Origin of the sequence: Paenibacillus terreus (assembly GCF_042138595.1) — a bacterium.
Classification (GTDB): Bacteria; Bacillota; Bacilli; order Paenibacillales; family Paenibacillaceae; genus Paenibacillus; species Paenibacillus terreus.
Window position 1 is genome coordinate 15845 of the sequence record NZ_JBHIRX010000029.1, and the last position, 25555, is coordinate 41399.

Annotated in this window: 22 protein-coding genes and 1 pseudogene; 7 read left to right on the forward strand and 16 right to left on the reverse strand. The window is 47.8% G+C overall.

The features are described from left to right. Positions 1 to 61: 61 nt before the first annotated feature. A complete protein-coding gene (locus ACE5KN_RS29760) occupies positions 62 to 625 on the forward strand; it encodes a TetR/AcrR family transcriptional regulator (RefSeq protein WP_375528740.1) in 564 nt (187 codons plus the stop codon). Positions 626 to 757: 132 nt separating this feature from the next. Here the strand turns inward: ACE5KN_RS29760 and ACE5KN_RS29765 are convergent, their stop codons facing one another. The 12 genes from ACE5KN_RS29765 to nrdI form a co-directional block, all read right to left on the reverse strand. After that, positions 758 to 1192, reverse strand: a complete 435-nt coding sequence (locus ACE5KN_RS29765; RefSeq protein ID WP_375528739.1) for a hypothetical protein — start codon at positions 1190 to 1192, stop codon at positions 758 to 760. Between the two features lie 16 nt (positions 1193 to 1208). Next, positions 1209 to 3197: a S9 family peptidase gene (locus ACE5KN_RS29770; protein WP_375528738.1), complete on the reverse strand. Its 1989-nt coding sequence runs from the start codon at positions 3195 to 3197 to the stop codon at positions 1209 to 1211. Between the two features lie 54 nt (positions 3198 to 3251). Next, positions 3252 to 4346 (reverse strand): ABC transporter ATP-binding protein, encoded by a 1095-nt coding sequence (locus tag ACE5KN_RS29775; RefSeq protein WP_375528737.1) that lies wholly within the window; start codon positions 4344 to 4346, stop codon positions 3252 to 3254. Further along, the gene (locus tag ACE5KN_RS29780; protein WP_375528736.1) at positions 4343 to 5320 is read right to left on the reverse strand and encodes an ABC transporter ATP-binding protein; all 978 of its coding nucleotides are present in this window, start codon (positions 5318 to 5320) and stop codon (positions 4343 to 4345) included. The genes ACE5KN_RS29775 and ACE5KN_RS29780 overlap by 4 nt, the downstream gene beginning before the upstream one ends. Positions 5321 to 5350: 30 nt before the next feature. Then, positions 5351 to 6301, reverse strand: a complete 951-nt coding sequence (locus tag ACE5KN_RS29785) for an ABC transporter permease (RefSeq protein ID WP_375528751.1) — start codon at positions 6299 to 6301, stop codon at positions 5351 to 5353. A 22-nt stretch (positions 6302 to 6323) separates the two neighbouring features. After that, positions 6324 to 7241 carry an ABC transporter permease gene (locus tag ACE5KN_RS29790; RefSeq protein WP_375528735.1) on the reverse strand — a complete coding sequence of 306 codons (918 nt, stop codon included), beginning with the start codon at positions 7239 to 7241 and terminating at the stop codon, positions 6324 to 6326. 148 nt (positions 7242 to 7389) lie between these two features. Beyond that, on the reverse strand, positions 7390 to 8952 hold the full coding sequence (locus ACE5KN_RS29795; RefSeq protein WP_375528734.1) for an ABC transporter substrate-binding protein: 1563 nt from the start codon (positions 8950 to 8952) through the stop codon (positions 7390 to 7392). A gap of 12 nt (positions 8953 to 8964) precedes the next feature. Next, a complete protein-coding gene (locus tag ACE5KN_RS29800; RefSeq protein WP_375528733.1) occupies positions 8965 to 10155 on the reverse strand; it encodes a M20 metallopeptidase family protein in 1191 nt (396 codons plus the stop codon). Positions 10156 to 10173: 18 nt separating this feature from the next. Beyond that, positions 10174 to 10899 carry a FadR/GntR family transcriptional regulator gene (locus ACE5KN_RS29805; RefSeq protein WP_375528732.1) on the reverse strand — a complete coding sequence of 242 codons (726 nt, stop codon included), beginning with the start codon at positions 10897 to 10899 and terminating at the stop codon, positions 10174 to 10176. Between the two features lie 185 nt (positions 10900 to 11084). Continuing rightward, positions 11085 to 12053, reverse strand: coding sequence for a class 1b ribonucleoside-diphosphate reductase subunit beta (gene nrdF / locus ACE5KN_RS29810; protein ID WP_375528731.1), 969 nt, complete (start codon positions 12051 to 12053; stop codon positions 11085 to 11087). Between the two features lie 35 nt (positions 12054 to 12088). After that, a complete protein-coding gene (gene nrdE, locus ACE5KN_RS29815; protein ID WP_375528730.1) occupies positions 12089 to 14173 on the reverse strand; it encodes a class 1b ribonucleoside-diphosphate reductase subunit alpha in 2085 nt (694 codons plus the stop codon). Beyond that, positions 14160 to 14519, reverse strand: coding sequence for a class Ib ribonucleoside-diphosphate reductase assembly flavoprotein NrdI (nrdI, locus tag ACE5KN_RS29820; protein ID WP_375528729.1), 360 nt, complete (start codon positions 14517 to 14519; stop codon positions 14160 to 14162). Before nrdI ends, nrdE begins: the two co-directional genes overlap by 14 nt. Before the next feature lie 371 nt (positions 14520 to 14890). Between nrdI and ACE5KN_RS29825 the strand changes: the two genes are divergently transcribed. The 3 genes from ACE5KN_RS29825 to ACE5KN_RS29835 all read left to right on the forward strand — a co-directional run bounded on the left by ACE5KN_RS29825 (position 14891) and on the right by ACE5KN_RS29835 (position 16173). Continuing rightward, complete coding sequence (locus ACE5KN_RS29825; protein WP_375528728.1) at positions 14891 to 15445, forward strand: hypothetical protein; 555 nt, start codon at positions 14891 to 14893, stop codon at positions 15443 to 15445. 54 nt (positions 15446 to 15499) lie between these two features. Further along, the gene (locus ACE5KN_RS29830; RefSeq protein ID WP_375528727.1) at positions 15500 to 15787 is read left to right on the forward strand and encodes a hypothetical protein; all 288 of its coding nucleotides are present in this window, start codon (positions 15500 to 15502) and stop codon (positions 15785 to 15787) included. A gap of 65 nt (positions 15788 to 15852) precedes the next feature. Then, positions 15853 to 16173, forward strand: coding sequence for a hypothetical protein (locus ACE5KN_RS29835; RefSeq protein WP_375528726.1), 321 nt, complete (start codon positions 15853 to 15855; stop codon positions 16171 to 16173). Positions 16174 to 16279: 106 nt separating this feature from the next. On the opposite strand, the gene ACE5KN_RS29840 is transcribed toward ACE5KN_RS29835, so the two are convergent. Continuing rightward, complete coding sequence (locus ACE5KN_RS29840) at positions 16280 to 17152, reverse strand: AraC family transcriptional regulator (RefSeq protein WP_375528725.1); 873 nt, start codon at positions 17150 to 17152, stop codon at positions 16280 to 16282. A gap of 241 nt (positions 17153 to 17393) precedes the next feature. Here ACE5KN_RS29840 and ACE5KN_RS29845 point away from each other — a divergent pair, with 241 nt between their 5' ends. From ACE5KN_RS29845 to ACE5KN_RS29855, 3 genes are all read left to right on the forward strand, one after another. Continuing rightward, positions 17394 to 19793 (forward strand): hypothetical protein, encoded by a 2400-nt coding sequence (locus ACE5KN_RS29845; protein WP_375528724.1) that lies wholly within the window; start codon positions 17394 to 17396, stop codon positions 19791 to 19793. A 3-nt stretch (positions 19794 to 19796) separates the two neighbouring features. After that, on the forward strand, positions 19797 to 21185 hold the full coding sequence (locus tag ACE5KN_RS29850) for a glycoside-pentoside-hexuronide (GPH):cation symporter (protein ID WP_375528723.1): 1389 nt from the start codon (positions 19797 to 19799) through the stop codon (positions 21183 to 21185). 361 nt (positions 21186 to 21546) lie between these two features. Next, on the forward strand, positions 21547 to 21900 hold the full coding sequence (locus ACE5KN_RS29855) for a hypothetical protein (protein ID WP_375528722.1): 354 nt from the start codon (positions 21547 to 21549) through the stop codon (positions 21898 to 21900). Positions 21901 to 22374: 474 nt separating this feature from the next. Here the strand turns inward: ACE5KN_RS29855 and ACE5KN_RS29860 are convergent. The 3 genes and pseudogenes from ACE5KN_RS29860 to sigK form a co-directional block, all read right to left on the reverse strand. Beyond that, positions 22375 to 22611: pseudogene (locus ACE5KN_RS29860) on the reverse strand (sigma factor); the annotation flags it as partial. A gap of 246 nt (positions 22612 to 22857) precedes the next feature. Further along, entirely contained in the window at positions 22858 to 24438 is a 1581-nt protein-coding gene (locus tag ACE5KN_RS29865; protein ID WP_375528908.1) for a leucine-rich repeat domain-containing protein, read from the reverse strand. Positions 24439 to 24677: 239 nt separating this feature from the next. Continuing rightward, complete coding sequence (gene sigK / locus ACE5KN_RS29870; RefSeq protein WP_375533315.1) at positions 24678 to 25379, reverse strand: RNA polymerase sporulation sigma factor SigK; 702 nt, start codon at positions 25377 to 25379, stop codon at positions 24678 to 24680. Positions 25380 to 25555: the final 176 nt, after the last annotated feature.

Consider the following 25555-nt stretch of genomic DNA (forward strand, 5'->3'; position numbering starts at 1 on the left):
ACTTGTATCAACCGATAAAATCATGGATGTGTCGAATAACGATACAGAGAGAGGAAATTGTATGGACAATAAAACAAACGAAGACCTGCGGGTGAGAAGAACCCATAAGCTTCTTTACAATGCTTTGTTAGATTTAATGGAGAAACAACCCTTTGAAAATATTACTGTGAAGCAGATATGTGATTCAGCCATGGTACATCGCACCACGTTCTATACTCATTTTAATGACAAATTTGATTTGCTTACTCGTGCCTTAAGACAAATTGCCGAGGAAGAATTGAACATTGCTACCGCTTCGATTTCTCCATCTGAGAGTTTTAAGGAGGTATTTTCAGCAGCAATTAAACATAAAAGGTTGTTTTCACAGCTTTTAACGGAGGAGAGGGATTCTCTGAGGAATCTGTTGAGAAGAGAAATGAAAGCAGGCATGATGAAATACTTGGAGGATAATCATATTTCAATTGAATACAACTCTATTGATCTTCAGATTAATTTGGAGGCTTATATTGGGTGTGTTCTTGGAGTGTTGAATTGGTGGCTTGATAATAATATGCCTATTGATCAAGAAGACATATATAAAAAGCTGGAAATATTAACTGATTGGAATTTCCTGAATAACAAATAAGTATCCCATGATGGGTGTGATTCTGCTGTATTCTATTCCAAAGTTAGCTTACTTCCTTAAATGATGAATAGAAAAACAGACGACCGTTACCGGTTCGCCTGTTAAGTAATCAATCCCCTTAAAGCCAATTTATCACTTGTACTTTAACTCTATCCCCACTTCACTATGTGCCTCTTCTTCAAATACCCGCCATTGCCGGCCAATCAGCGCACGAAGGGTTTCTGCATCCTGAGGCCCAAGCTGCAGCCGACGCAGAGACAAGCCCTCCTGTATATAGTCGCGGTCTGCCTCCTTCCCGAAACGGAAAGCCAGCAGTCTTTTCAGCCCGTTAATGTGCAAAAATTTAAATTCATAGCCCCCACGGAGGGCTTTCTCCCAATCGTCGCCGATCTCTTCCGCCGTCTGCAGCCTTTCCGCAAAATCCATCGCCGGGTCCTTGACCTTGCCCAGCAAAGAAGAAAAGTCGCCGCTCCGCATACATGCAATAATCGCCTCTATCGGCTCGCCGCTGGTCAATGCGTTTTCCACAAGCATCGCTACGGGAATGGACAACTGCACATTGCTCATTTTAGAGCACTTCCTCTCATAAAAATTGCCCGTACCACGCGTTCACCTGTTCGAAGCTGTCGACGCGCAGCGAGGGCTTCCCGCTTTTCAACAGAGAATGGTTGGAGCCGGGATAGCGGATAAGCCTTGTCGTTTTTCCGTACCGCTTCAGAGCGGTATAGAGCTCCTCGGCCTGGGAGACCGGGGTACGATAATCATTTTCACCATGCAAAATGAGCAGCGGCGTGTCGATCCGATGGGCATGGGCCAGTGGTGATTTGGACCAGAGCAGCTCTGCGTGCTCCTGCGGATTGCCGCCGATCACCCCTTCGACATACGAGATGCCGATATCGCTCGTTCCGTACAAGGACAACCAATTGGAAATGCAGCGCTGTGTAACAGCTGCCCGGAAGCGGTTCGTATGGGCGACGATCCAGTTGGTCATGACGCCGCCGTAGCTCCCGCCGCCAATTCCGAGCCGCGTTTCGTCGACGAAGTCGAATTCGGCAAGCGCATAATCGACGGCCTCCAGCAAATCACGGCAGTCTCCGCCGCCGAAATCACCGCGGCAAGCCTTGGCAAAGTCCTGCCCGTAGCCCATGCTTCCACGCGGATTGACCCATAACACGGCATAGCCCTGTGCGGCAAGGGTTTGCATTTCATGGCTGAACACACCGGTGTACATCGCATGCGGCCCTCCGTGAATTTGCAAAATGAGCGGCACCTTCACGCTTTTGCTCAGTTCGGCAGGCCTCAGCAGCCAGCCATGAATGTCAATCCCGTCTGAAGCCTTAAACATGATCCGTTCTGGCACACGAACCTCAAGCCCGGCCAGCAATTCATCATTGCGCCGCGTGAGCCGCAGCTCCTCTCCGGTCTGGATATCCACCCGGTACAATTCACCCGGCCGCTCGGCCGTCAAAGCGGCTGTCACGATATGGCGGCCGTCAGGGGATAACGTATATTGATATACATCCTTTTCGCCGCCACCCGTCACCGCCGTGCAGTTGCCCGTCCCGTCGATCCGGTATACGTGCACACTGCCCTGATGGGTGCCGAGCACATATACCCCGAGCTGCGGATTGCGGGGATCATATATCGGGGATACGCTTGCTCCCGCCGATTTCATATCACCGAGTGCAGCGTTGCCGATTTGCATGTCCAGTTCAGGAGCGAGTGGCTCCGGCGCACCTCCCGTGGCGGGCACCCTGTACAGCCGGTTATGGCTGCCGCTGCCGTATGCGCGGTCACTGGCGATGATCAGGAGCTGCTGCCCGTCCGGCGAATAGACAAACTGGCTGATCAACAGATCGGACGACGTGATTTTTACCGGTTCGCCGCCGCCAAGCTTCACAGTGTACACATCGGCAAAATGCAGCAAATCAGCATCCTGTCCCTCATCCGTGACCCGCTTCGAGACGAACGACAAGGCTCCGCTGTCCGGCGACCAGACCGGAGCGGCAGCATCCCAGGGACCGGAAGTCACTTGCGTAATCTCGCCGCTCTCCAGATTCACCACAAATAATTGGCTGTGCAACCCGTCCCACCACCCGGTGCCTTCCGCCTTGGGGGTGGTCCGCTCAAAAACCCGGCCCCGCAAGCCGGCCGGTTCACACTCTTCGTCTGCGGGAACCCGGCTTGTAAAAGCGATATGCTGCCCGTCCGGCGACCAGACAAAGGCGCTCACCCCGCGTGCTAACGATGTAAGCTGCACGGCCAGACGCGACGGCGCCGATTCTCCTTCCGCCGGAACGGTATACAGCTGCTTTATTCCTTCGGATACGCGCAGAAAAGCGAGCCGGCCCCCATCCGGTGACCAAAACGGCGCGGAGTCCTGGTCGCCGCCGGTCAAACGCTGGTCGTCGCTTCCGTCCAGCGCGACAGCGCGAATATGCGTCGTATAGTCGTTTTTTTCCCGGTCCACCGCTTGATTCACGTAAGCCACCCTGCCATGCGGGCTGACCGACGGCTGGCTGACCCACTGGTATCCGTACAAATCGTCCGGCATAATCGGCTTTTTATCCATTCTGATCTCTCCCTTTCTCTATAAGAGGTAGTTCAAAAAGTCATCTTTTGAACTCTATTTCAAGCCGCTTAACGGGAAATGACAGGCTGCGAAATGCCCCGCGCCATGCTCCGTCAGAAGCGGCGCCTGCGTCCGGCAAATCTCCTGCGCATAAGGGCAACGCGGATGGAAAACGCAGCCGGAAGGCGGATTCGATGGACCCGGAATCTCCCCGGTCAGCAAAATCCGCTCCCGGCGCAGCGTCGGATCTGGTACGGGCACCGCCTCGAGCAGCGCCTCTGTATAAGGATGCCGCGGCTTGGCGAATAATTCATCGCGCCCGGCCAGTTCGACAATTTTACCCAGATACATAACCGCGATACGGTCGCTGATATGCTTGACTGTAGGCAGGCCGTGAGCGATAAAAATGTAAGTCAGTTGAAACTGCTGCTGCAGATCCTTCAGCAAATTGAGAATCTGGGCCTGAATCGATACGTCCAGCGCGGATACCGGCTCATCGCAGACGATGAGCTTCGGCTTCATCGCCAGGGCGCGGGCAATCCCGATTCGCTGGCGCTGTCCGCCGCTGAATTCATGCGGATGGCGATCCGCCAGATGTGCTCCGAGGCCGACGGTCTCCAGCAGCCGGTAAACTTCGTTCTTGAGCGCCTCTCCTTTGGCCAGACCATGCACCTGAAGCGGTTCGGCCACGATGTCGAATATCTTCATGCGCGGATTCAGCGACGAAAACGGATCCTGAAACACAAACTGCAAATCCCTCCGCGCTTTGCGGATTTCTTCCTCCGACAGCTCGTTCAAATCCCGGCCCTGAAAGACAATACGGCCTTCCGTCGGCATTTGCAGCCGGGTAATCAGCTGTCCGGTTGTCGATTTACCGCAGCCCGACTCGCCGACGATCCCGAGCGTTTCGCCCGGCATGACCCGAAAGCTTACGCCGTCAACGGCTTTGACGGAGCCGCTTTTTTTAAAAAACCAGCCCTTGTTCAGGGGATAATACTTCTTCAGCCCGCTCACTTCAAGCAGCGGGGGTTCGTTCGTCCCGTATCGGCGCGCCGATTCCTCCTGTGCGTTTGCAGCCTGCCCGATCTCCGCTTCGGGCAGCCCTGCCGTCATTTCCGCAGATCGTCCGTCCGCTCCGGCTTTATTCATGGCGACACCTCCTCCATCCGCAGGCATCTGACCTTATGATCCGCCTGCTTCACGCGCAGTTCGGGATATTCCTTCGCGCATTGCTCCTGCGCATATGGGCAGCGCGGACGAAACGGGCAGCCGTCCGGCATATTGAACATATCCGGCACAGTACCCGGAATGGAGTCCAGCTTGTCCTTCTGCTCATCCAGCCGGGGCAGTGAACCCAGAAGTCCGATCGTGTACGGGTGTCCCGGCTTTGCAAACAAATCGAACACATCCGCTTCCTCGACGATTTCACCAGCATACATCACGGCCACCCGGTCAGCCATTTCCGCCACCACACCCAGATCATGTGTAATCAGGATGACGCCAGTGTTCTCTTCACGGCTCAGCTCCGCGATCAATTGTAAAATTTGCGCCTGAATCGTCACGTCCAGCGCTGTGGTCGGTTCGTCGGCAATCAGCAGCTTCGGCCGGCAGGCAAGCGCCATGGCAATCATGACCCGCTGCCGCATGCCCCCAGACAGCTGATGCGGAAAGCTCCGCGCCACCTTGGCCGCATCCGGAATACCTACCCGCTCAAGCATCTCGACGCTTAAGCGCGCCGCCTCCGTTTTGCCCACCTTCAAATGTTGAAGAATCGCCTCACGCACCTGGTTGCCGATCGTGAACACCGGATTCAGCGAGCTCATCGGTTCCTGGTAAATCATCGCAATTTCATTGCCGCGAATGCTGCGCAGTCCTTTTTTGGACAATCCAAGCAGGTTCCGGCCCTCGAAGCGAATTTCGCCATCCGTGATCTTTCCCGGCGCCCCGATCAGCCCCATGATCGACAGGGACGTTACGCTTTTGCCCGATCCGGACTCCCCGACGATAGCCAATGTCTCGCCCCGGCTTACGGTAAAACTTACGCCACGTACGGAGGGAATCATCCCTTTTTCCGTTTTGAACGAAGTTTTCAGATTGTTTACCTCGAGTAATTCCGCGGTCATAAGGTTCTGAGCCCCCTTTCTTCATGGCTTTTATGCTTTGCTTTTCATGCGAGGGTCCAGGACGTCGCGCAGCCAGTCTCCCAGAAAAATAACGCCCAGCACGGTCAACGTAATCGCCAGCCCCGGGAATGTCGCCACCCACCAGCTTGTCGCCACATATTGTCTGCCGTCGCTGAGCATTCCTCCCCAGGAAACGTCCGGCGGCTTGATGCCCAGCCCCAAAAAACTGAGCGAGGCTTCCATAATAATCGTCGTCGCTACATTCATGCCGGAAATGACAATAAATGAAGACAAAATGTTCGGCAAAATATGCTTCAGAATAATTCGTCCGTCTCTAGCCCCGACCGCTTTGGCCGCTTTGACGAAATCCCGCTCCTTGACACTCAGGACTTCTCCGCGTACTACCCTTGTGTAAGACACCCAATTTGTCACGCCGATCACAAAAATCAACGTCGTCAGGCCAGGCCCGACCACCGCCATTACGACCAGCATGAACAGGATCGTCGGAATGGCCATAAAGCTGTCAGCTACCCGCATAATAACGGCGTCGATCCATCTGCCGTAAAAGCCCGACATGAGACCAAGCACCGCGCCGATGGCCCCCGACACCAGTACCGCGCCAATTCCCACGATCAGTGAAACTCTCGCACCGTAGACGATCCGGCTCCACATGTCCCGGCCCAGATTGTCGGTGCCGAGCCAGTGTTCTTTGGTCCCGCCTTCAAGCCACACCGGGGGTTTCAGTCGGTTCAGCGGATCGACAGCAGCCGGATCATGGCTGGTCAAGAGTGGTGCGAACAGCGCCGTCAGGCACACGATCAGCACCAGCACCGCGCCGACCGTTCCGGTCTTGCTTCGCAGCAGCCGTTTCAAAATGACCCGAAACCCTGCCCGTTTGCGCTCTTGTTCCGGACCCGCACGCCCCGGTCCTTCCTGCACCGGCCCTTCCGGAACTACAGCCTGAATTGCACTTTCATTCATCGCTGCCACAGATCCTCGCCCCCTAGTTGTATTTAATACGCGGATCAAGCAGCCGGTACACCACGTCCGTCAAGATATTGGTAACCACCACAATAAAAGCGATCACAAATACCGATGCCTGCACGATCGCCATATCATGCGTATTGACCGCAACGACCAGCAATTGACCCAGGCCTGGCCATGCAAATACGGTTTCGGTGATCAGCGTTCCGCCGATCAGGCTCGTAAATTGCAGGCCCATAATGGTGACCACCGGAATCAGTCCGGTCCTGAAGGCGTGCTTGCCGATCACCAGCAGTTCACTGATGCCTTTGCCGCGGGCGGTGCGGATAAAATCTTGATTCAGAATATCCAGCATACTGGAGCGAATCAGCCGGGTCATTTGCGCAGCGAGCCCTACCCCAAGGGTAAACGCAGGCAGGATCAGATGTTCAAATCCGCCCCGGCCGGACACCGGCAGCACACCCAGCATTACAGAAAACAACAAAATCAGCATAATGCCCATCCAGAAATTAGGCATCGCCTTGCCGATAACCGACAGCCCCGAAATGACCAGATCCAGCAGCGTATTGCGTTTGACAGCTGAGGCTACACCCAGCGGAACCGCCATCAGCACCGCGAACAGCATGGCTGCAGCGGCCAGCTCGAAGCTGGCTGGCAGCCGTTCCAGCACCAGCGGCAGCGCTGATTCGCCATAGCGGAACGAGTTGCCGAAATCCCCTTTGAGTGCGCTCCCCAGAAATTTTAAATATTGCGTATATAAGGGCTGATCCAGTCCCAGCGCCTGCGTAAGCACCGCGCGGTCCTCTGCGGTAGCCGTCTCCGGCAGCATGAGCGCGACGGGGTCGCCGGTTACCCTGACCAGAATAAAAACAATCAGGGAGACGATCAGCAGGACGGGAATGACCTGCAGCAGCGATTTGACGATATATTTTCCCAAGCTGTACTCACCTCCATTACCATCACAGGCAGACTCCGGCAGGTTATTGGCATACCGCGCCCCCTCTATACAAAAGACGGCGGGAACCCGAGTTCGGAGTCCCCGCCGTTTCTGCTCCGCTTTTAGTCACATCATGCTGCAGGTGCAGTTATTTAGCTGCAGGCGTGATTTCCTCGGCAAAAAACAATTCGTCGCTGCGCGGCTGGAAGTTTACGCGGGCATCCGTACCGTATACCCCTTCCATTTGATACAAATACACCGCAGGGCGTTCTTCCGCCAAGATTTGCTGCACCTGCTGGTACTCTTTTTCCCGGGCAGCAGGGTCCATATTGACCAAAGCCGATTGCAGCAGCTTCTCCACCTCCGGGTTATTGTAATCCGTCTCGCCCTTCGCTTCCTCGAACAGATAGCGGTTGTAGTTGTTGGAGGCGTCGAACAGCGAATTGCCGATTCCGATCATATACAATTCTTTAAACGATTTGGAGCTGTAGCGCTCGCTGAATGCGCTTGGCTCCAGCACATCCAGATTGATTTTGAATCCGGCCTGATCCAGCATGGCAGCCACCACTTCGGCCTGTTCCTTATATTGTGAAGATACGGAAAGGGTCAGTTCCGGACCGCCGTTCGTGAAGCCTGCTTCTTTCAGCAGCTGCTTGGCTTTCTCCTGGTCATACAATGTCTGTTCGTACAGGGAAGGATCGGCTCCGAAATTACCCGGTGTTACAGAGGTCCGGGTCACAATGCCCGCACCCCCGGCAATGCTGTCCACAATGCCCTGCTTGTCGATTGCCAGATCAATCGCTTCCCTCACCTTCGGATCGGCGGTCGCGGTGCCTTCGGTCTGACGCAAGATCAGCTGCAGCACACGCTGGGTCGGCGTTTTGACAATTTGTTTCCCTTCCGTGCTCTCGATTCGCTCAATGTCCGTGGACGGAACGCCCGAGATGATATCCACGCCCCCGGCCAGCAGCTCGGATACGCGAGTCGATGCTTCAGGAATCACGCGGAACACGACGGTATCCCATTTCGGCTGTCCACCGAAGTAGCTGTCGTTCTTGACCAGCTCCACCCGGTCGTCCTTGAGCCATTTGCTGACTTTGTAAGGCCCCGTACCTACCGGCTGCTTCAGGAACGCTTCCATGCCGTTCTCCTGAATATATTTGGCCGGCAAAATTCCCGCCCCCATCTTCGACAGCCGGTTCAGCAGCAGCGGGTCGGGCCCGTCTGTCACGATATCCACCGTATGCTCGTCCACGACCTTCACTTCCACAATATTTTTAAAATAAGAGTGCTGCTTCAAGGAGCTGTCTTTGGCCACCCGTTCAATCGTAAATTTCACGTCCTCGGCGGTGAACGGGTCTCCGTTATGAAATGTCACGCCTTCGCGCAGCTTGAACCGCCAGGTCGTGTCGTTCACCTGCTCCCACGAGGTGGCTAGCCCGGGAGCTTTGTCTTTTCCGCCGTCATTTTTCAGCAGATAGTCAAATACGTTGACCAGCACCGCTTCGCTGGCCGTGTTGTTGTTGTTGTGCGGGTCGAAGCTTTCAATGTCGGTGCCGTTCGCAATCGTCAGCGTTTTGGCGTTTGTCTCCGCCGCACTGCCATTATCGTTCGCCGCATCAGGAGTCGAAGCATTTCCGCCGCAAGCCGTCAACACCACCATCGCGATCAGCAGCGTTGACAAGACACTTGTCCATTTATGTTTTCTCATCTCTTCCTCTCCTCACCATTCATTTCTGTTCAAAAAATTCAGTGCAATGGCCGACAGCAGACTCACTCCATATGGCAAAGCCGTTTCGTCCAGATCAAACATCGGGTGGTGCAGCGGATACCGTGTCCGCTCTTCACCGTTGCCAGACCCCAGCCGAAAAAATACGCCCGGGACATGCTCGCAGTAAAAAGCGAAATCCTCTCCGCCCGTGGACGGTTTGATGTAGCTCCATTGCTTGGAGCCGTATACCTGCTCGCTGGTCTCGGTCATCAAATCGACCATGCCCGGATCGTTGATGACAATCGGATAACCGGCTCCGAACTTCAGCTCATATCCGGCGCCAAAAGAAGCGCACACACCGCCAACCACCTGATCGACCAGCCCGGGCATCCGTTCCCGCAGCTCACGGGACAACGTGCGGATCGTCCCCGTCATCTCCACCTCGGGCGCGATGGCCGTTCCCATGTATCCTCCGGAAATTTTACCGATGGTCACGACAACCGGCTCCAGTGGATCGACCATGCGGCTGGAGATATTTTGCAGTGCGCTGATCACCTGCGCGGACACCGCAATGGCGTCGATCCCTTCATGCGGGCGGGCCGCATGACCCCCTTTCCCCAGTACCTTAACGGTAAAAGCATCCGCCGAGGCAAACGCGACGCCTTTGCTCACGCCCAGCTTCCCCGTATCCAAGTCAGGGAACATATGCAGCCCCGCGATGGCTTCGACCTTGGGATTTTCCAGCACGCCGTCTTCGATCATCGCTCGTGCTCCTGCCAAGCCCTCTTCCGCCGGCTGAAAAATAAATTTGATATTTCCTGCTTTCGGCTTCCCAAGCTCTGTCAGCAGCTGGGCGGTGCCCATCAAAATCGCCGTGTGTGCATCATGACCGCATAAATGCGCTTTTCCCGCCACCTGCGAACTGTAGTCCACCGTCTTCTGATCCTGGATCGGGAGCGCATCCATGTCTGCTCTCAACCCGATCGTCGGCCCGGGCCTTTCGCCCCGCAGGAGTCCCACGACGCCGGTCCCGCCCACGTTCCGGGTCACTTCCAGCCCCAGCTTCTCCAGGTGCTCGGCAACGAGCGCCGACGTGCGGAACTCCTCATATCCCGTTTCCGGATGACGGTGGAAGTCCCTGCGCCAGGCCGTCAGCTGCTCCTGAAGCGGTTTGGCGAGTTGCAAAAGCTCATTGATCTCCATAAAATCTCAGTCTCCTTCCTAGTCTCCGGCTACCAAGCGGGAGTAAATAGCCTCTGCGGCAAAGCTGACATGACGTTTCATCACGTCGCGGGATTTGTTCCTGTCGCGTGCTTTAAGCGCCTCAAGAATCTCCATATGCACATCGCAGTTAACCGAACGTACATTTTCGTCATAAGGCATAAGGTCAAGCGCCGGATTAATCTTGGTCCGAATCTTTCGGACAGCCGCCTCGCAGTAGGGGTTGCCCGAAGCCTTGGCGATAGTCAGGTGAAACTTGACATCCAGCGCCCGGAACCATTCACGCGTGCATTCCGGCTCCATACTCTGATCCACATAGCTTTGCAGAAGTTCCAGCTCGCCTGCGGTGATCCGCTCAGCAGCCAAAAAAGCGCTCTCTGGCTCAACAATCGAACGGTACTCGAACACCTTCAGCATCTGTTCCCAGTCCCGCTTGATTTCCTCCCGTGTCCTTTTATGCGAATTGGCCGTAACGGGAAGGACGAATGTCCCCCCTTTTGCTCCGACCCGCTTTTCAATCAGGCCCTTGCTCTCCAGGGAAGCCAGCGCCTCGCGCACCGTAATCCGGCTCGCATTGAAAATTTGCGAAAGCTCCCTCTCGGAGGGAAGCTGATCCTCGCTCATTAATTCCTTGAGTATGATCGCTTCCTCCAGCTGCTCCCTGATAAATTCGCTTACCTTTTTGGTCGATACTTTCTCAAAGCTCCAAGGAGACTGAATCGACATGTAACCACTCCGATCTATATATGGTCTAGACCTTATACCATTTAATATAATACCTAGTAAACCTATATGCAATATTTTTTTCACTCCACCAAGCTGCTTCTTTGCATTTAGTACCGCTAAAATGAAAAAAAGCCGCAACTCGGCGGCTTGTTATGCTTGCATATTTTATCTTCTGAAGTCTGTATTCAAGAGAGCTCGAAATTGAAATCTTCGTCCCGTAAAGACTCTACATTCAGAGCCCGAACATAACCATTGCCCTTCTTGGAGAAGAAGTCATGCTGTTTGGTATGCGTACTGATGCCGTTGAACACGATCGGATTGACTTCTTCATCTTCGAATAGAGGGTCGAAGCCGAGATTCATCATCGCTTTGTTGGCGTTGTACCGCAAGAAAACTTTTACATCCTCCACCAAATGAATGGAACTATAAATCTGCTCCGTATACTGCTCTTCATTGGCATGCAAGAAGCGCAGCAGTTTTACCAGGGACTGGTACAATTCTTGTTGTTCTTCCTCATTCAGTTCAGCATAAATTTCCTGGGCCAATACCCCGACATACACACCGTGGATGCTTTCATCACGCAAGATCAGGTCAATAATCTCTCCGCTGCATGTAAGTTTTCCTTGACCCGCCAGATAGAGCGGATAGAAAAATCCGCTGTAGAACAAGTAGCTTTCCAGCAGCACGGAGGCGGCCATGGCCATAAAAAGATCTTTTTTCGTGCTGATATTCTTGTAATACTGCTGAATGGTTTCTGCTTTAGTTTGGAGATACGGATTTTCCTCCACCCAACGGAATACACCGTCAATTTCTTCCGTGGAAGCCAGTGTTGTAAAAATGCTGCTGTACGATTTGGCATGAATTTGCTCCATCATGGCCATAAAACCCAATACCGCCTTGCGCTGCAGCCCGTCAACATGCTCCATAATCTGCGGCATGCCCACGCCACCCTGGATAGTATCAAGCAGAGTTAAACCGCCCAACACCTTCATGTAGGCTTCTTTTTCCTGGCTGCTAAGAGTCACCCAGGTCATTTTATCGTCGGATAACGGAATTTCATCATCTGTCCAAAACTGCATGATATTCTGGTTCCAGAACATCATGGTGAAGTCGTCGTCTGGGCGGTTCCAGTTGACCGCTTGAATTCCTGGCATAACATCCAATCTCCTTCATTATAATTGAAATGGCTTTAGACCGAGCAGGTAAGACATTCTTCCACAGACAGCTTTTTGGTACGTGTATAATACAACGATTTTAAACCCTTATGTGCGGCATACAGATAACAGCGTGCCAGCTGTCGTGTCGTTACGTCGCTGTTTACATGCAGCACGGCCGAAATTCCCTGATCGATGTGAGGCTGAATTTCTGCAATCAAATCAATCACCTTGAATTGATCCATTTGATACGCCGACTTATAAAAGAAAATGTTATCCTTTTGCAGGTAAGGCATCGGGTAATAGGTTGTCGAGTTGGCATAGGTGCGGGTTTCCACCTGTTCTACGATTGGCATTACGCTGGATGTCGCATTTTGGATATAAGAAATGCTGGCCGTCGGCGCAATCGCCAGACGATATGCGTGATAAAGTCCGTACTCCATCACGTTCTCTTTCAGCACCTTCCAATCCTCAGGTCCCGGTATATCCATGCCGGCAAACAGTTCTTGCACTCGCTCCGTTGTCGGCCGATAGTCTGTGTCAAGATAACGGTCGAAATATACACCCGTTGCATAATCCGAGTCTTCAAATCCATAGAAGCGCTGCCCTGTTTCTTTGGCTATTTCCATGCTTTTCTCCAGGGAGTGGTAGTTCATGGTCATGAAGAAGGTACGCACAAAATCTTTGGCTTCATTGCTCTCATAGGCAATTTTATTTTTGGCAAGGAAACCATGCAGATTCATCACTCCGAGACCGACCGAATGCATTTCCCGATTGGCTTTGGCAACCCCCGGTGCATTCACCACATGCGTCATATCGCTGACGGCGGTCAGTGCAATCATGCCTTCGTGAACGGATTCCTTGATTTTCCCGTGTTCCATGACATTGACGATATTCAGGGATGCCAGATTGCAGCTGATATCTCTGCGGATGATATCCGGCTGGCCGTAATCCGTTATTTCGGACGTCTCCTGCAGCTGGAAAATCTCGGTACAGAGATTGGACATCTTGATTTGGCCCACATTTTTCAATGCATGCGCCTGATTGGCATTACTCTTGTTCATGATATACGGATATCCGGATTCAAGCTGAATCATTGCAATTTTCGTCAGCATGTCACGGGCGCTCATCACTGCTTTTTTCTTGACACGGTCGTCAGCGAGCAGCGTATCGTACATGTCGTCAAGGTCCATATCGTCCAGATGTGTGCCATAAGCCTTGTATACACTATAAGGCGCAAAAACGTACAACAGCTCGTTATCTTGAGCCAGCTTATAGAAGCGGTTGGGAACAATCAGACCGATCGAAAGGGTCTTCAGGCGTACTCTCTCATCAGCATTGATCTTTTTACTGTCCAGGAACTCTACAACATCCCATCCGAAAATATTGTAGTATGCTGCTCCCGAGCCTTTGCGCTGGCCCATTTGATCAGCGTAGGAAAAGCCGTCTTCCATCAGCTTCAGCACAGGCATGATTCCTTTTGCCGCACCTTCAACACCTTTGATTGCTTCTCCGCGGGCCCGCAGTTTGGACAGGTTAACCGCTACGCCGCCGCCAATCTTGGACAGCTGCATGCATGTGTTTAATACGTAGTTGATCGAATTAAGTGAATCATCCATCTCTAACAGGAAGCAGGACACCATTTCTCCACGGCGGCTTTTTCCTGCATTCAAAAAAGTCGGAGTTGCAGGCTGCAGCCGCTGCTCCATCATCGATCGTGCGAGCAGACGGGCTGTGCCGATGTTGCCGCGTCCCAAATGGAGAGCTACGGCCGCCACCCGGTCCGGATAATGCTCAAGATACAGCTTACGGTCATTGCTTTTGACAGCATAATCGGTATAAAATTTCGACACCGCCATATAAGAGGGAAACTTGAACGGATAGCTGTGCGTAATATCGAAAATTTCTGTGACTTCTTCGGAAGAATAATTTTTATAAAAATCTTCGTAATAATCCTGTTCGATCATATACCGGACTTGCTCCGCAAAATCGGCAAATTTCAAGCTTCTTGCTTCCACTTCTTTCATAAACTCGGCCACAGCCTCTTGATCCTTTTCCAATTGAAAGAATCCGTCCGCATCACGTTTCATTAACATGTTGTTCAATTCAATATGACGCAACCCGGCTCACCTCCCTTTTAAAGCGTTCTACATCGGTCGAAGTCCCGGACAGCTCAAATTTGCTAAGGACCGGAACATGATAAGACTCTGCAATCAAATCTGCGCTTTTGGCAAAGCATTCTCCCCAGTTGCGGTTGCCGCTGGCAGCTACACCAACCATGTTTTTAGCATTTTGCTGCAAAAAAGAAGATACCTTCCCGGGTACCTGGCCAAATCCTGTTGTATATGTAATGAGCACATAGGGTTCATCAATCGTCATCTGCTCTTCAATTTGAACGGCTGGGAGTTTAAGCTTGGAAATAAATCTTTTAACGTTGCCGGTCTTGGAATCATAAACAATGAGCATCGTTAGCGCCTCCTTAACTACTATGAAAAATGATGACAGATACTACATTTAGATGACTCCATCTATTTTATAACTATATATTGAAAAGTCAATGATTCATAAGTGGGATAAACGTGACAAATCAGTGGCCAGGCTTTATGGGGAGCAGGAAAATATACCAAAATATTTTTTTACTCTTATTACGCTCATCTCTGTATTCGTTTAAACAAAATAACCTGTAAGAGAGACACTTGGCAAAGTGTCATCTTACAGGTCACTGTTTATAACTCCCATTTAGTATCATATTTCAAGATTTCCCCCATACAATCTTAAGGGGTTCGGCAGTGAGCCCTGGGACAATCCAATAAACGAAGGGGAGGGAATGTTCTTTAATGCGGTTCAATAATTTTGTCAGGAAAGATGTATGCGGAGAAGTGAAGACCAAATATAGTACGATGGTCGATCTTGCCCGTAATATTAAAGGCGGCTGGGAGGGCTGGCTGCAGGTTCAAATCTATTTGCGCCTAAATAAAGATGGTGAGGTGGGTACACAGTCCTTCACTCGGGAGGAGTATTATCCGGGTCTCTTAACTCGTTCCGACTTCACCTTTGTTCCCACAAATGCTTCGAATACGAAAACTTGGGTAGAATTAAAGGTTCTTCGCAACGAAGATGCGGATACAGCTGTCAAAGAGTTTATGGAAGACATCACCAAAATTACGAAAAACGAGGTCAAAAATTCTATAGGCAGCGAGGATACTTTGGGTGCTATTCTGGTTGCACCTGTAAAAGCCGATGATGTAATCAACGGTTTGACCAGCGAGTTTATTGATTTCGAGCGCATCTATTACTTCGTTGTGGGGGACGACATCTCCCAGCCACAGAAGCTCAGCCGGTCGTCTACTGCTAGCGGAAAAGCGGCTGTTTTTTATTGGACTGTGAAGTAAGCCAATCTTTCATCCAGTCTTTCCATAAATAAAATAAAATCGGAGAGTGATCCTATGCCAGGTCAAGAACTGGAACTGTCGGGAGCGATTGTATCTTTTGCGGGAGCGGCCAAAGCCGCCCAGAAAGTAATGGCAAGCGGAGAAGATCCAATGACGATCAAAGAGTACAGCTTTACTGCCAATCTGACGACGGATTTTAATATCAACAATCAAACCGATGTCGGTCTCACTTACTGGAGAATGTCGTTAAAAGATAAGCTGACCATTGATTACAAAGAGCATTGGGGCCTAGAGGTCAAATGCACAATTGTGCCTAGTGCGACGCTTACACAAGACAGCTAATGTCACTTTTTTACACACGTTTTTTTATCCTTCCTCATTAAATAATCGAATCAGGAGAGAAAGCCATGACCTACTATGGATCCCGTAAAGATGTATTTTCAATGAAAAACGGCTGGATGGGATTCGACGATCTGGTCGAAGGTTTAGCCCGCTCCGTGCAAAGTGCCCAAGACAAATTGGCCGGCACGGGGGATGCGAGCACCCATCTGCGAATCAAAGACATTCGGATCGATATGCCGATAGAGGTTCACCATGAAGCGGGGACAAGTGATACTCGAGTAAGGCTTCCAAGCTTCGCTTTACAGCTGAACAGGGACGTTAACGAAAAGCTTCTATCCCGGGTTCAGTTCACGCTCAGTCACGTCCTAAAACAACCGGAACAGTGAGTTCTGTAAAGATAATTCTGAGCACGGTTTCTGAAAAGCAAAGCTGGCCAAGAGACCCTCGTCACTTTAGCCAGCTTTAGTCGCATTTCCTACATAATATTAGATTTTACTTCCCGATATGATTCTTTCGATATTGCAGCGGAGAAATATTAAATTTCTGTTTGAATAATCTGGAGAAATAAGGAACCCAGTTATAACCGCAAAGTTCAGCTACTTTTTCTATGGGATAATCTGTTTTAAGCAAGAGATTTCTAGCCTGCTCTAACCTGTATTCCTTTAAATATTCCATGGGTGTATATCCGTAATACTGTTTCAAATATTTAGCAAGCGTATTTTCATGCAAATTAAATTTGGCCGCTAACGTGTCGTTTGTAATATCTTTATCAAAATTCGCACGAATAAATTGTTCTACCTTTTCAGCAACCAAAACGCTTGTATCTTTGGCCTGGTTGTGTCCGTCCAAGAGATTTAATAGAGAAAAGAATCGTTGTTGGATATCCCAAAACGATATATTTGTGTCTTTTTTCGTTGTACCAACCAGCAGCTCTTGTATTTTTTCGTAAATATCATCTGTATCAATGAGCTTACATTTTTTAGAAAGATGAATGGTATGAAACTTATTATGAAAATGAAGCGAAGGAATTGGAATATTGGATTCCAGTTGTTTTGCTTGATTGCTTTGTTCGTAGTTGCCAGTGGTAAAAACGTGAATCCAATAAAATTTTGTTATTTCATCCGTCGGCTTTAATGGATAATGGTGTTTATTGGGCAGCAAGACCAACATTTCATTTTTCCTCACCGTATATTCGACCCCTTCTTCTCCTAAGTACAAAGCCCCTTCTTTAACAAGGATAATGTCAAAATAGTCCAGGTTCCTTCGATCCGGATGTAAAGCACCTATTCCATACTCGGTTAAGTTTCCTTCAATAAATATGGGAAAGGGCGGAATCGCGATCGATACAATCAAATCCTCATTCATGAATCTTCCCTCCAATAGATATGCCTTGATCGTAAATTAGGATCGCCAAAAGTGAAAATGTATAAAAACCTATTGTAATCGTTTATTTAATTAAAACTGCTTTTAATTATACTTAATAGTAAGCGATTACAGTAAACGCTTCAATAAATAATCATTTTCTTCAATTATCTTAAATTTTCTTCATTTTTCTACCATTATCTTGATCAGTATTTCAACCAGATAAAACAAAGGAGGGCTCGGGGTGGAGAACCAGAATTTCATCATTGATTTCTGTGCGAATGGAAATGTATCAAAACTAATCCTGAAGAATGATCCCCACCAGATGAATTGGGTTGTCGATGAGAAATATTTAGAAAGCGTAGACTATAAGGATAAGGATAAATTATTTGGGAGCTTCTGTGTTGCCATAAACGATAAAAAATATAACAGCAATGAATGGGTCGGGAATTTGAGTATAAATGAAGAAGTCGCAACGATAACCTATGTTTTGGATGAAGTGAAAGTCCTTTTTACTTATGATTTGCAACAGTCTGCCGATTCCTTATTTTGGACGATTCAATTGATCAATCGTACACAGCATGATGTCTCCGTTTCCGATTTCAGAGTCTGGGCCTCATTTGCTTATGTGATGTATCGTATGAACGATTTAAATCTTCAAACCAATCATTCAGCAGCTGTTTTTCCGTCCATTTCAAAGAATTTCACGAAATTAGCGTGTGTGAGAAGAAGCCATACGGCACCCCATCTGGGTCTTTACCAGCTGGATGGCGAAACCAAATCGGTAGGAACCTACTGCCAATATGAAAATCGTTTCTTTGAAAACGTTTCCCCTTCCTTGGATGGCGTTTTATTTCACCAGTTGGTTTTAGCAGGCGGATACCCTCAAGGATTTACGAACTCCGACTGGATTTATGCCAAAGATGGGTTCTTAATGAAAGCGGATGAAAAAAAGACTTGGCAATTTGTGCTCGAGCCATTTGAGAATCAAGAACATTTCTATGAAGTAGGGAAAAAATATGGACATCCTGTCTATTATTTTGAACCGCTTGCCATAACCAAGCAGCCTTATGATTTCTCTTTTACATTACCCTCCCATCTTTCTTTAAAAGATGCTTTCGTAGAATACAAGGATTCAAATGAAACCAGTAAGACACAAAATATCATGTCATTCATGAATAAAAGCGACAGCAGTTATCAAGCTACTATGATATTCGAGGTACCCGGTGAACATAAACTTTCAATAGAGCTCGATAACGGAAAAGTGGATAGCATTGTTATTAATGTGATGAAGCCTATCCAAAGCATGATCAACAATAGAGCAGAATATATCAGCAATGTACTTTACAGCGGTCCCGATGGGAATGCTCCGTATTCCTATTCTCCTGTTTCCAATCAGGGAGAGTCGCTCGGAAAGCTGAGTTTTGTCCTGAAAAAGAATCTATTGGATGACCTCCCTAATATTACTGAAGTGCAAAAGGTGGAAGAAAGCTGCGTAAAGTATATTCGCCCCAAATGGTTTGTTAATGGAGACTTTTTAAAGCCTTCCTTCCTTTATGGCGAGTTCTATCGCTGCATGGATTATGAATATATAGGACATGTTTTCTATTTATTGTCGCGTTTTGATCAAAGCCTATTAAAATATAACACCCCTGAGACTTATTTAGAGTGGGCGGCGGAAGTATTTCGGTTACGGGTAAACCCAGACCTTCACCACACGGTTAGAGGAAAAGAAGAAGCCAAAATGCTGGGTACCTTCTTCCTGTATATTGATGGTTTGCTGGATGAAATCAAAAAGCGGGGATTAACAGATAAGTATAAAGAAATACAGGCATTATGGTCTGATATCGCTGCAAAAGTCGCAGAAGACAGCGATGCATATAAAGCGGCGGTAACCGAGCACTTTTATGACAATGCCGGATTTGGCCCGGCGGCAGGCGCATTGGCAAGCTCCGGCCATATCGAAGCCGCCAAAAAGTATGGAGAGCTGCTGCTCGCCAACATCGGTTTCTCAAATGACTTCAGAGCCCAAAATCCGGATCGATGGTGGGAAGCGCTCTCTTACATGATTCACTCCTTGTGGGGGGGATTAACGGCGGCGGCTGCTCTGAAAGTATACGAGAAATTGCAGGATACCCGGTATTTGAAAGCTGCTTATAGAGCTACTGCAGGCATTTTATACTGCTATGATACCGACGCAAAAGCTACCGACAAGAGGCTGAATACCGGGGAAGCAGCATCCACCTATAGTGTCGCGGGCCCTCATATCAATCGTCCCGATTTATCAAGAAACCGTTTTGGACAATCCACCTTCTATCGAGATGCCGGCATTTTTTCGAAGCTGTTTAACCAAGAAGAAGAAACCGCTGACTGGGATATGGGAGAAGAGCTTGCAGCGTATCTCGATGGCTTTGGCAAAAAAACCTTCTTGTACAAAGAAGACAATCAAATCAAAGCAATGAATGGCTGTATTGAACATACCCAGGAAGGGCTTTTAATTCACAGCTACGCTCCATACCCGACAGAATACCATTTTTACGAGGCTGGTGCTCATTTTATTGCTCTTAATGGAGAAATGGCAAAGAAAATTCTGTATTCCGAAGGCCGTTTTATTCCTTTAAAAACAGTAGAGGAGGCAAGATAACAAATGGAAAATGCTCTCAAATTCGAAAAAGATAGCATTACGGATTCAAAACCATCAAAGTTATCCTTAAAACGAATACTGGCCTTTGCCAGCACGGATACGGCGGGAAATTTGCTCTACTGTACCCTTACGAGCTTCATCATGTATTTTTACACAGACGTGTTTGGTATTTCCGTAGCCGCAGCAGGTATGATTTTGCTTATAGCACGGTTTGTTGATGCTCTCGATGCTCCGATTTGGGGAATTGTGATTGATCATACGCGTACAAAATGGGGACAAAGCCGCCCCTACTGGTTATGGCTTTCAGTTCCTTTTGGAATTTCCGTTTTTCTGGCTTTTCTGACTCCGGACCTATCGCAAGGCGCAAAAACGATTTACGCATTGGTAACCTATATTTTAGCCGGTGTTATTTATACAGGCATCAGTGCTTCCATGTCGTCCGCGCTGCCAAATCTGACCTACGATTCCGATGAAAGAGTCCGGTTAAATTCCTGGAGAAGCAATGGAGGAATGATCGGGTATTTAATTACCGCTTCCTTTGCGCTCCCATTAGTGGGTTTCTTCGGACAAGGAAACGATCAATTAGGATTTAGCATGACCGTTGGCATATTTGCAGTCGCAGCTATTCTGCTTCTTCTATTCGCTTTTAGCGGAACAAAGGAAATCGGGATTACCGAGAAAGCGAAATCCATCTCCATTCGTCAAAGCTTTCGCGCCATTAAAGGGAATTGGCCTTGGATTACACTTGTTTTAGTCTTCATTTTTTATTGGTTAGGCAACACTGCGAGAACGTCGACTGTAATTTATTACACCGAATATAATTTGGGCCAAAAGAATTGGGCCGCTTTATTAAATGGTCTTGTCGTTGTGCAAATGATCTCAATCACGGTGCTGCCATATCTGGTCAAGCGTCTGATCAAGTCCCATACCCAAATTATCGGGTTGTCACTGGCAGCCTTGGGCCAAATGATTATCGGGTTCTCCGGCAGTAACATTACGCTGATTATCGTGGGATGGATCATAGCTTCACTAGGAACGGGTATTGCCGTTACCTTGCCTTTTGCCATGCTTTCGGATACTGTCGACTATGGGGAATGGAAAAATGGCATTAGAGCCAGCGGCTTTTTGACGGCCGTCGGAATTTCATTCTGCATCAAGCTGGGTGCTGGACTAGGCAGCTTTATTCCTTCCTTGATTTTGGATAGTGCAGGTTATGTGGCAAATGCAACCCAGACACCTCAATCCTTGGCGGCCATTAAATTTTGCTTCACCTGGCTGCCGGCCATTTTCTTTGCGGTTGGAGCAATGATTATGTTGAAGTATGTAAAATATGAGAAAAACGAAAGCAACATCAGACAAGAATTGGAAGCAAGATTGAGCGCGAACGATTGATCATGCGGCTTCAAGCCATCTTATGGATGGCTTGAAGCTGTTTTTTTATTGGCCCACACAAACAGTTACAGACATGCAAAGCTAATCGATCACCCGGCTGATTGTTCCTATTGGAAAAGCTTTGTTTCTCAATTGCCTATAAAAATTGATACGCTAACCTAGTCCGATTGCTCCAAATTGTACATAAATTATACCATCCATCTGAAAGGAGGGACTAAACAGCGTATTCAGATACCAGAGACTGCAGTTTCACTTTCGAAAGCTTCATCATTCTATCTCTGGCTTCTATCCATCTTAAAAATAAGCCCACAGCGCTGCGTCTTATCTCCTTTGGAAAATAAATAAAAGGTGAGTGAGAAAAATGGCTCGAAAAAAAGCTCGAGTAAAAGCTATTGGTCTCCCTGGCTCGGGAGTGGGCTTTGCTCCAGGCCTTGGTTTTGGAGGTCCTGGCTCAGGATTGGGTTATTTCCCCGGTCTCGGATATGGTGCGCCAGGTTTTGGTTTAGGGGTGGGTCTCCCCGGTTCGGGAGTGGGCTTTGCACCAGGTCTTGGCTTTGGAGGTCCAGGTTCGGGATTAGGTTATTTCCCCGGTCTCGGATATGGTGCGCCAGGTGTCGGTATATTAAGTACAAATAAAAAGCGCAGCAGTATGAAAAATACAATGCACAGAAGTCATACACGCAAAAAATCTCCCAGAGAAAATCGGAAAAGATAAAAGTTAAGATTAAGTTTTACCGATTGAACCAATGGGAAACATTAGTTAAAAAAGCGGCAAACAAAGAGTGATTTCCACTATCTTAGTTCGCCGCTTTTTTTATGTTTTATCAAAACTGATTCTTAACCAAAGTACATACTCCAAAACCACTTCTCGGGGCCGTGATGTTACTAAGAAACCAACTATTGGGTCAGCACGTAATAATAAAAAAATGGAAAGGGTGATTCTTATGGAATTTCACATAAATAACACTAAAATTTTTTGTCCATGTTGCAGGAACGATACCTTCGAGAAAGACTATCGACAACTAAATTCAAGAGGAGCTACTTTCTTAGGACTTGACTGGGCCAACCGCAATGCAACCATATTGGTTTGTCAAAAATGCTCCTACATTTCATGGTTCATGGATGAGCCAGAAGAATTATGAAAGTAATCCATTTTGTATATGAGGTTTCAAGAAAAGCTGAAAAACCTTATTTCATTGCCTTCTTTGTCAGTCCCTATCTGATCATGCAAGGAGACATCCTTGCGAGTTTTCTTGAGGGAACGCAAGTGCATGAGGATTTCGTTTTCGATACACCTGGCCGCAAATGTTGCCAACTTGGTGCCTTTGCCGGTCTGGAAGCTTTCGATGGCCTTGATGAGCCCGATGGTGCCGATGGAGATCAGATCCTCCAGGTCTTCACCGGTGTTATCGAATTTTTTGACGATATGGACACGAAACGATGTTTAAGAGACCATTCAGTACCCACCATCCAATTCACATTATAGATTGAGAATAGTTCATAATCGACATCAGTAATTCCGGAGTCATTCTATTTCAATCAATTGGTCTAAAAAAACAGACGCCCGTTGTACGATCCGGTTTATTAATTTGCTCTTATCTTATTGGAAAAATTTTAGTTGCATGAGCTTAGAAATCTCTAGGTTCTAGCAGCCTCTTAGCACCTGATCTGATTATTCCGAGAATTTAGGATTGTAAGTTCGGTACAGCCCATCCGAAGCCTTTTTCCATGACACGGTACAAAATTTCTTCTTGATGACTTCTCTTATTGTTTTACGGTTAGCTTCTGTCATCCCTTCATCAGAAACCTGGAGGTATTTCAATGAAGGAAAATTATTTAATAGTCCACTCCAATCCTCAGATTGAATATTTTCCATATACAAATACGTAAGATTAGGCAGCTTTAAATCACTTATGTTCCTTATAGGATTATTAGCGATGTGAAGATAATCCAGCGAAGAAAGCTGATTTAATGAGCTAATATCCTCTATCCAATTATTGGATACATGAATACTTCTTAACCCTGTGAAGTTCGAAAGTGGTGACAAATTACTGAGACGATTGTCATAAAGATATATTTGAATTAAGTGTGGGAACTTTAATTCCTCTAAGTATGATATATCATATAAATTACAGCCACTTAGCGATAAACTTCCTATTTTTTCAGTTACATAATACAACTCATTGAGATTAAAATTGGGGGTATCCAAAATGCTAAGCCCCCTTAGATTTACGGCTGCTTCAATACCTTTTAATGAATTAAATGGTCCCTCATTTTTGTTCAGACGTACATGCAGCAGCTTTTTTAGATGAAGGTCAGTTAGTTCCTCCTTATAAATCTGTAGTTCCCTTCGAAAGTAGGTTTCTAATTTTTCATCTGGAATATGAACCGGTTTCCCCCTAGGCCCATTCACGTCAAAGGATAGCTCTGCCAGGTACTCTCGTATTGCCAATTCTACGTTATTCTCCTCATATACAATCCATTCCAAGTCGAAAAAAAGTGGCGGAATGTACACAAGTTCTCCCCACTCAATTGACTCATCTTCATTAACATTACCATATAATAATCTGCTATTACGGTTTATAAAGATTTTATCGTCTCTTCGAATGAGATTACCTTCCTGCTCAACTTTTTGCAGTGCATCGGTAAAAGATAACTGTGGTCGGGATGATATTCTTTCATGATATTTATCATATCGTTTTAATTTGGCTTTTCTCATTTCTTCAAGATTTTCCGTATCCCAGATTAGGACAAAGTCAAAACCTTTCAATTTGTGTTTTTCAACTTCTGACTTAAATGTATCAGATACATACACACGTGAACTATGATGTTGTGGAATTCTGAATATATGTATATTTGGATCAATCTTATCAGGAAAAATATGTATATACTCAGAGAAGAAACCAATAGAAATTTTATGCTGCACGGGATTGCTCATGTCCACAAAATCTTGTCTGCTGGTTACATTTACAAAAAACAGTTCATGCTCTTCATGAGTTAAGGGCAGAAACTCCACTTGGCCCTCAATCAATGGCTGTAAAAAATCCACTGCTTTTTTATTAAAGACTGCCTCTCCAAATATAAACTTGGCACAATCACTCTTTGTTCCTTTTCTTTTGGTGACCATATGAACAGGTTCCCATTCTTTTTTCTCTCCCTTCACGTAAGCCCTGATTTTATCGTCGTATTCCTCTAGAGTATGTGTATCTATTTTCAGGCACTTATCAGTTGTTATAAGCATCCAAATCTTCACAGCCATCCCTCCGACATCTTTCACTAGTTCAAGAACAATTAGATTATGTTATTATGTATCGGTCAAATAACCCTAAACAGTTAACACAACGCCTTAAACAGGGATTCGAAAAAGAAACAAAAAAACACCCGCTTTCTTAATGATAAAAAGCGAGTGTTTCACTTATCTATTTAGAGACTAACAATAGCCTTTAATGTTCTATATGCATGTTCCTTGTCAATATGACGAACGACTCTTCTTTACCCCTTCTGCTTATAAAACTCATGATAAAGCTTCATTAGCGCACGCTTCTCGATCCGCGACACATAGCTGCGGCTGATGCCCAGCTCCTTGGCGATTTCGCGCTGGGTCCGTTCCTCGCCACCCGTCTCCAGGCCGAAGCGCCCGATCACCACTTCCTTCTCGCGGTCATCTAAAATATCCAGGTTGCGGTAGATTTTACTCTTCTCTATTTTAAGCTGCACGGTATTCACCACATCATCATCCTCCGAGCCGAGGATATCGATCAGTGTGATTTCATTGCCTTCTTTGTCAGTCCCTATAGGATCATGCAAGGAGACGTCCTTGCGGGTTTTCTTGAGGGAACGCAAGTGCATGAGGATTTCGTTTTCGATACACCTGGCCGCAAATGTTGCCAACTTGGTGCCTTTGCCGGTCTGGAAGCTTTCGATGGCCTTGATGAGCCCGATGGTGCCGATGGAGATCAGATCCTCCAGGTCTTCGCCGGTGTTATCGAATTTTTTGACGATATGTGCCACTAAGCGCAGATTATGCTCGATCAGCATATTACGGGAGTATGCGTTGCCCTCGGCCATCAGCTTTAAATGCTTGGCTTCTTCCTGCTCGCTGAGCGGCTGGGGAAACGCATTGTTTTTGACATACGACACAAGCAGCGTCAGTTCTTTGATAAACAAGGCAATTGCAGTAAACAGTCCGGGCACGGATGACACCTCCTGAATTTTTGCATGATACCGGCCTTTCGTATCATTTTGCGGTCTGTTCATTGTATGTGGGCCCCTGCCCATCCGTGCCTGTACGTATTAGAAAAAAGTAAAATTTTTCTTTTGTCCAAAACAAGGTACCGAGGGTCTGTTCTAGATTTTTTTCTTGTTCTCGC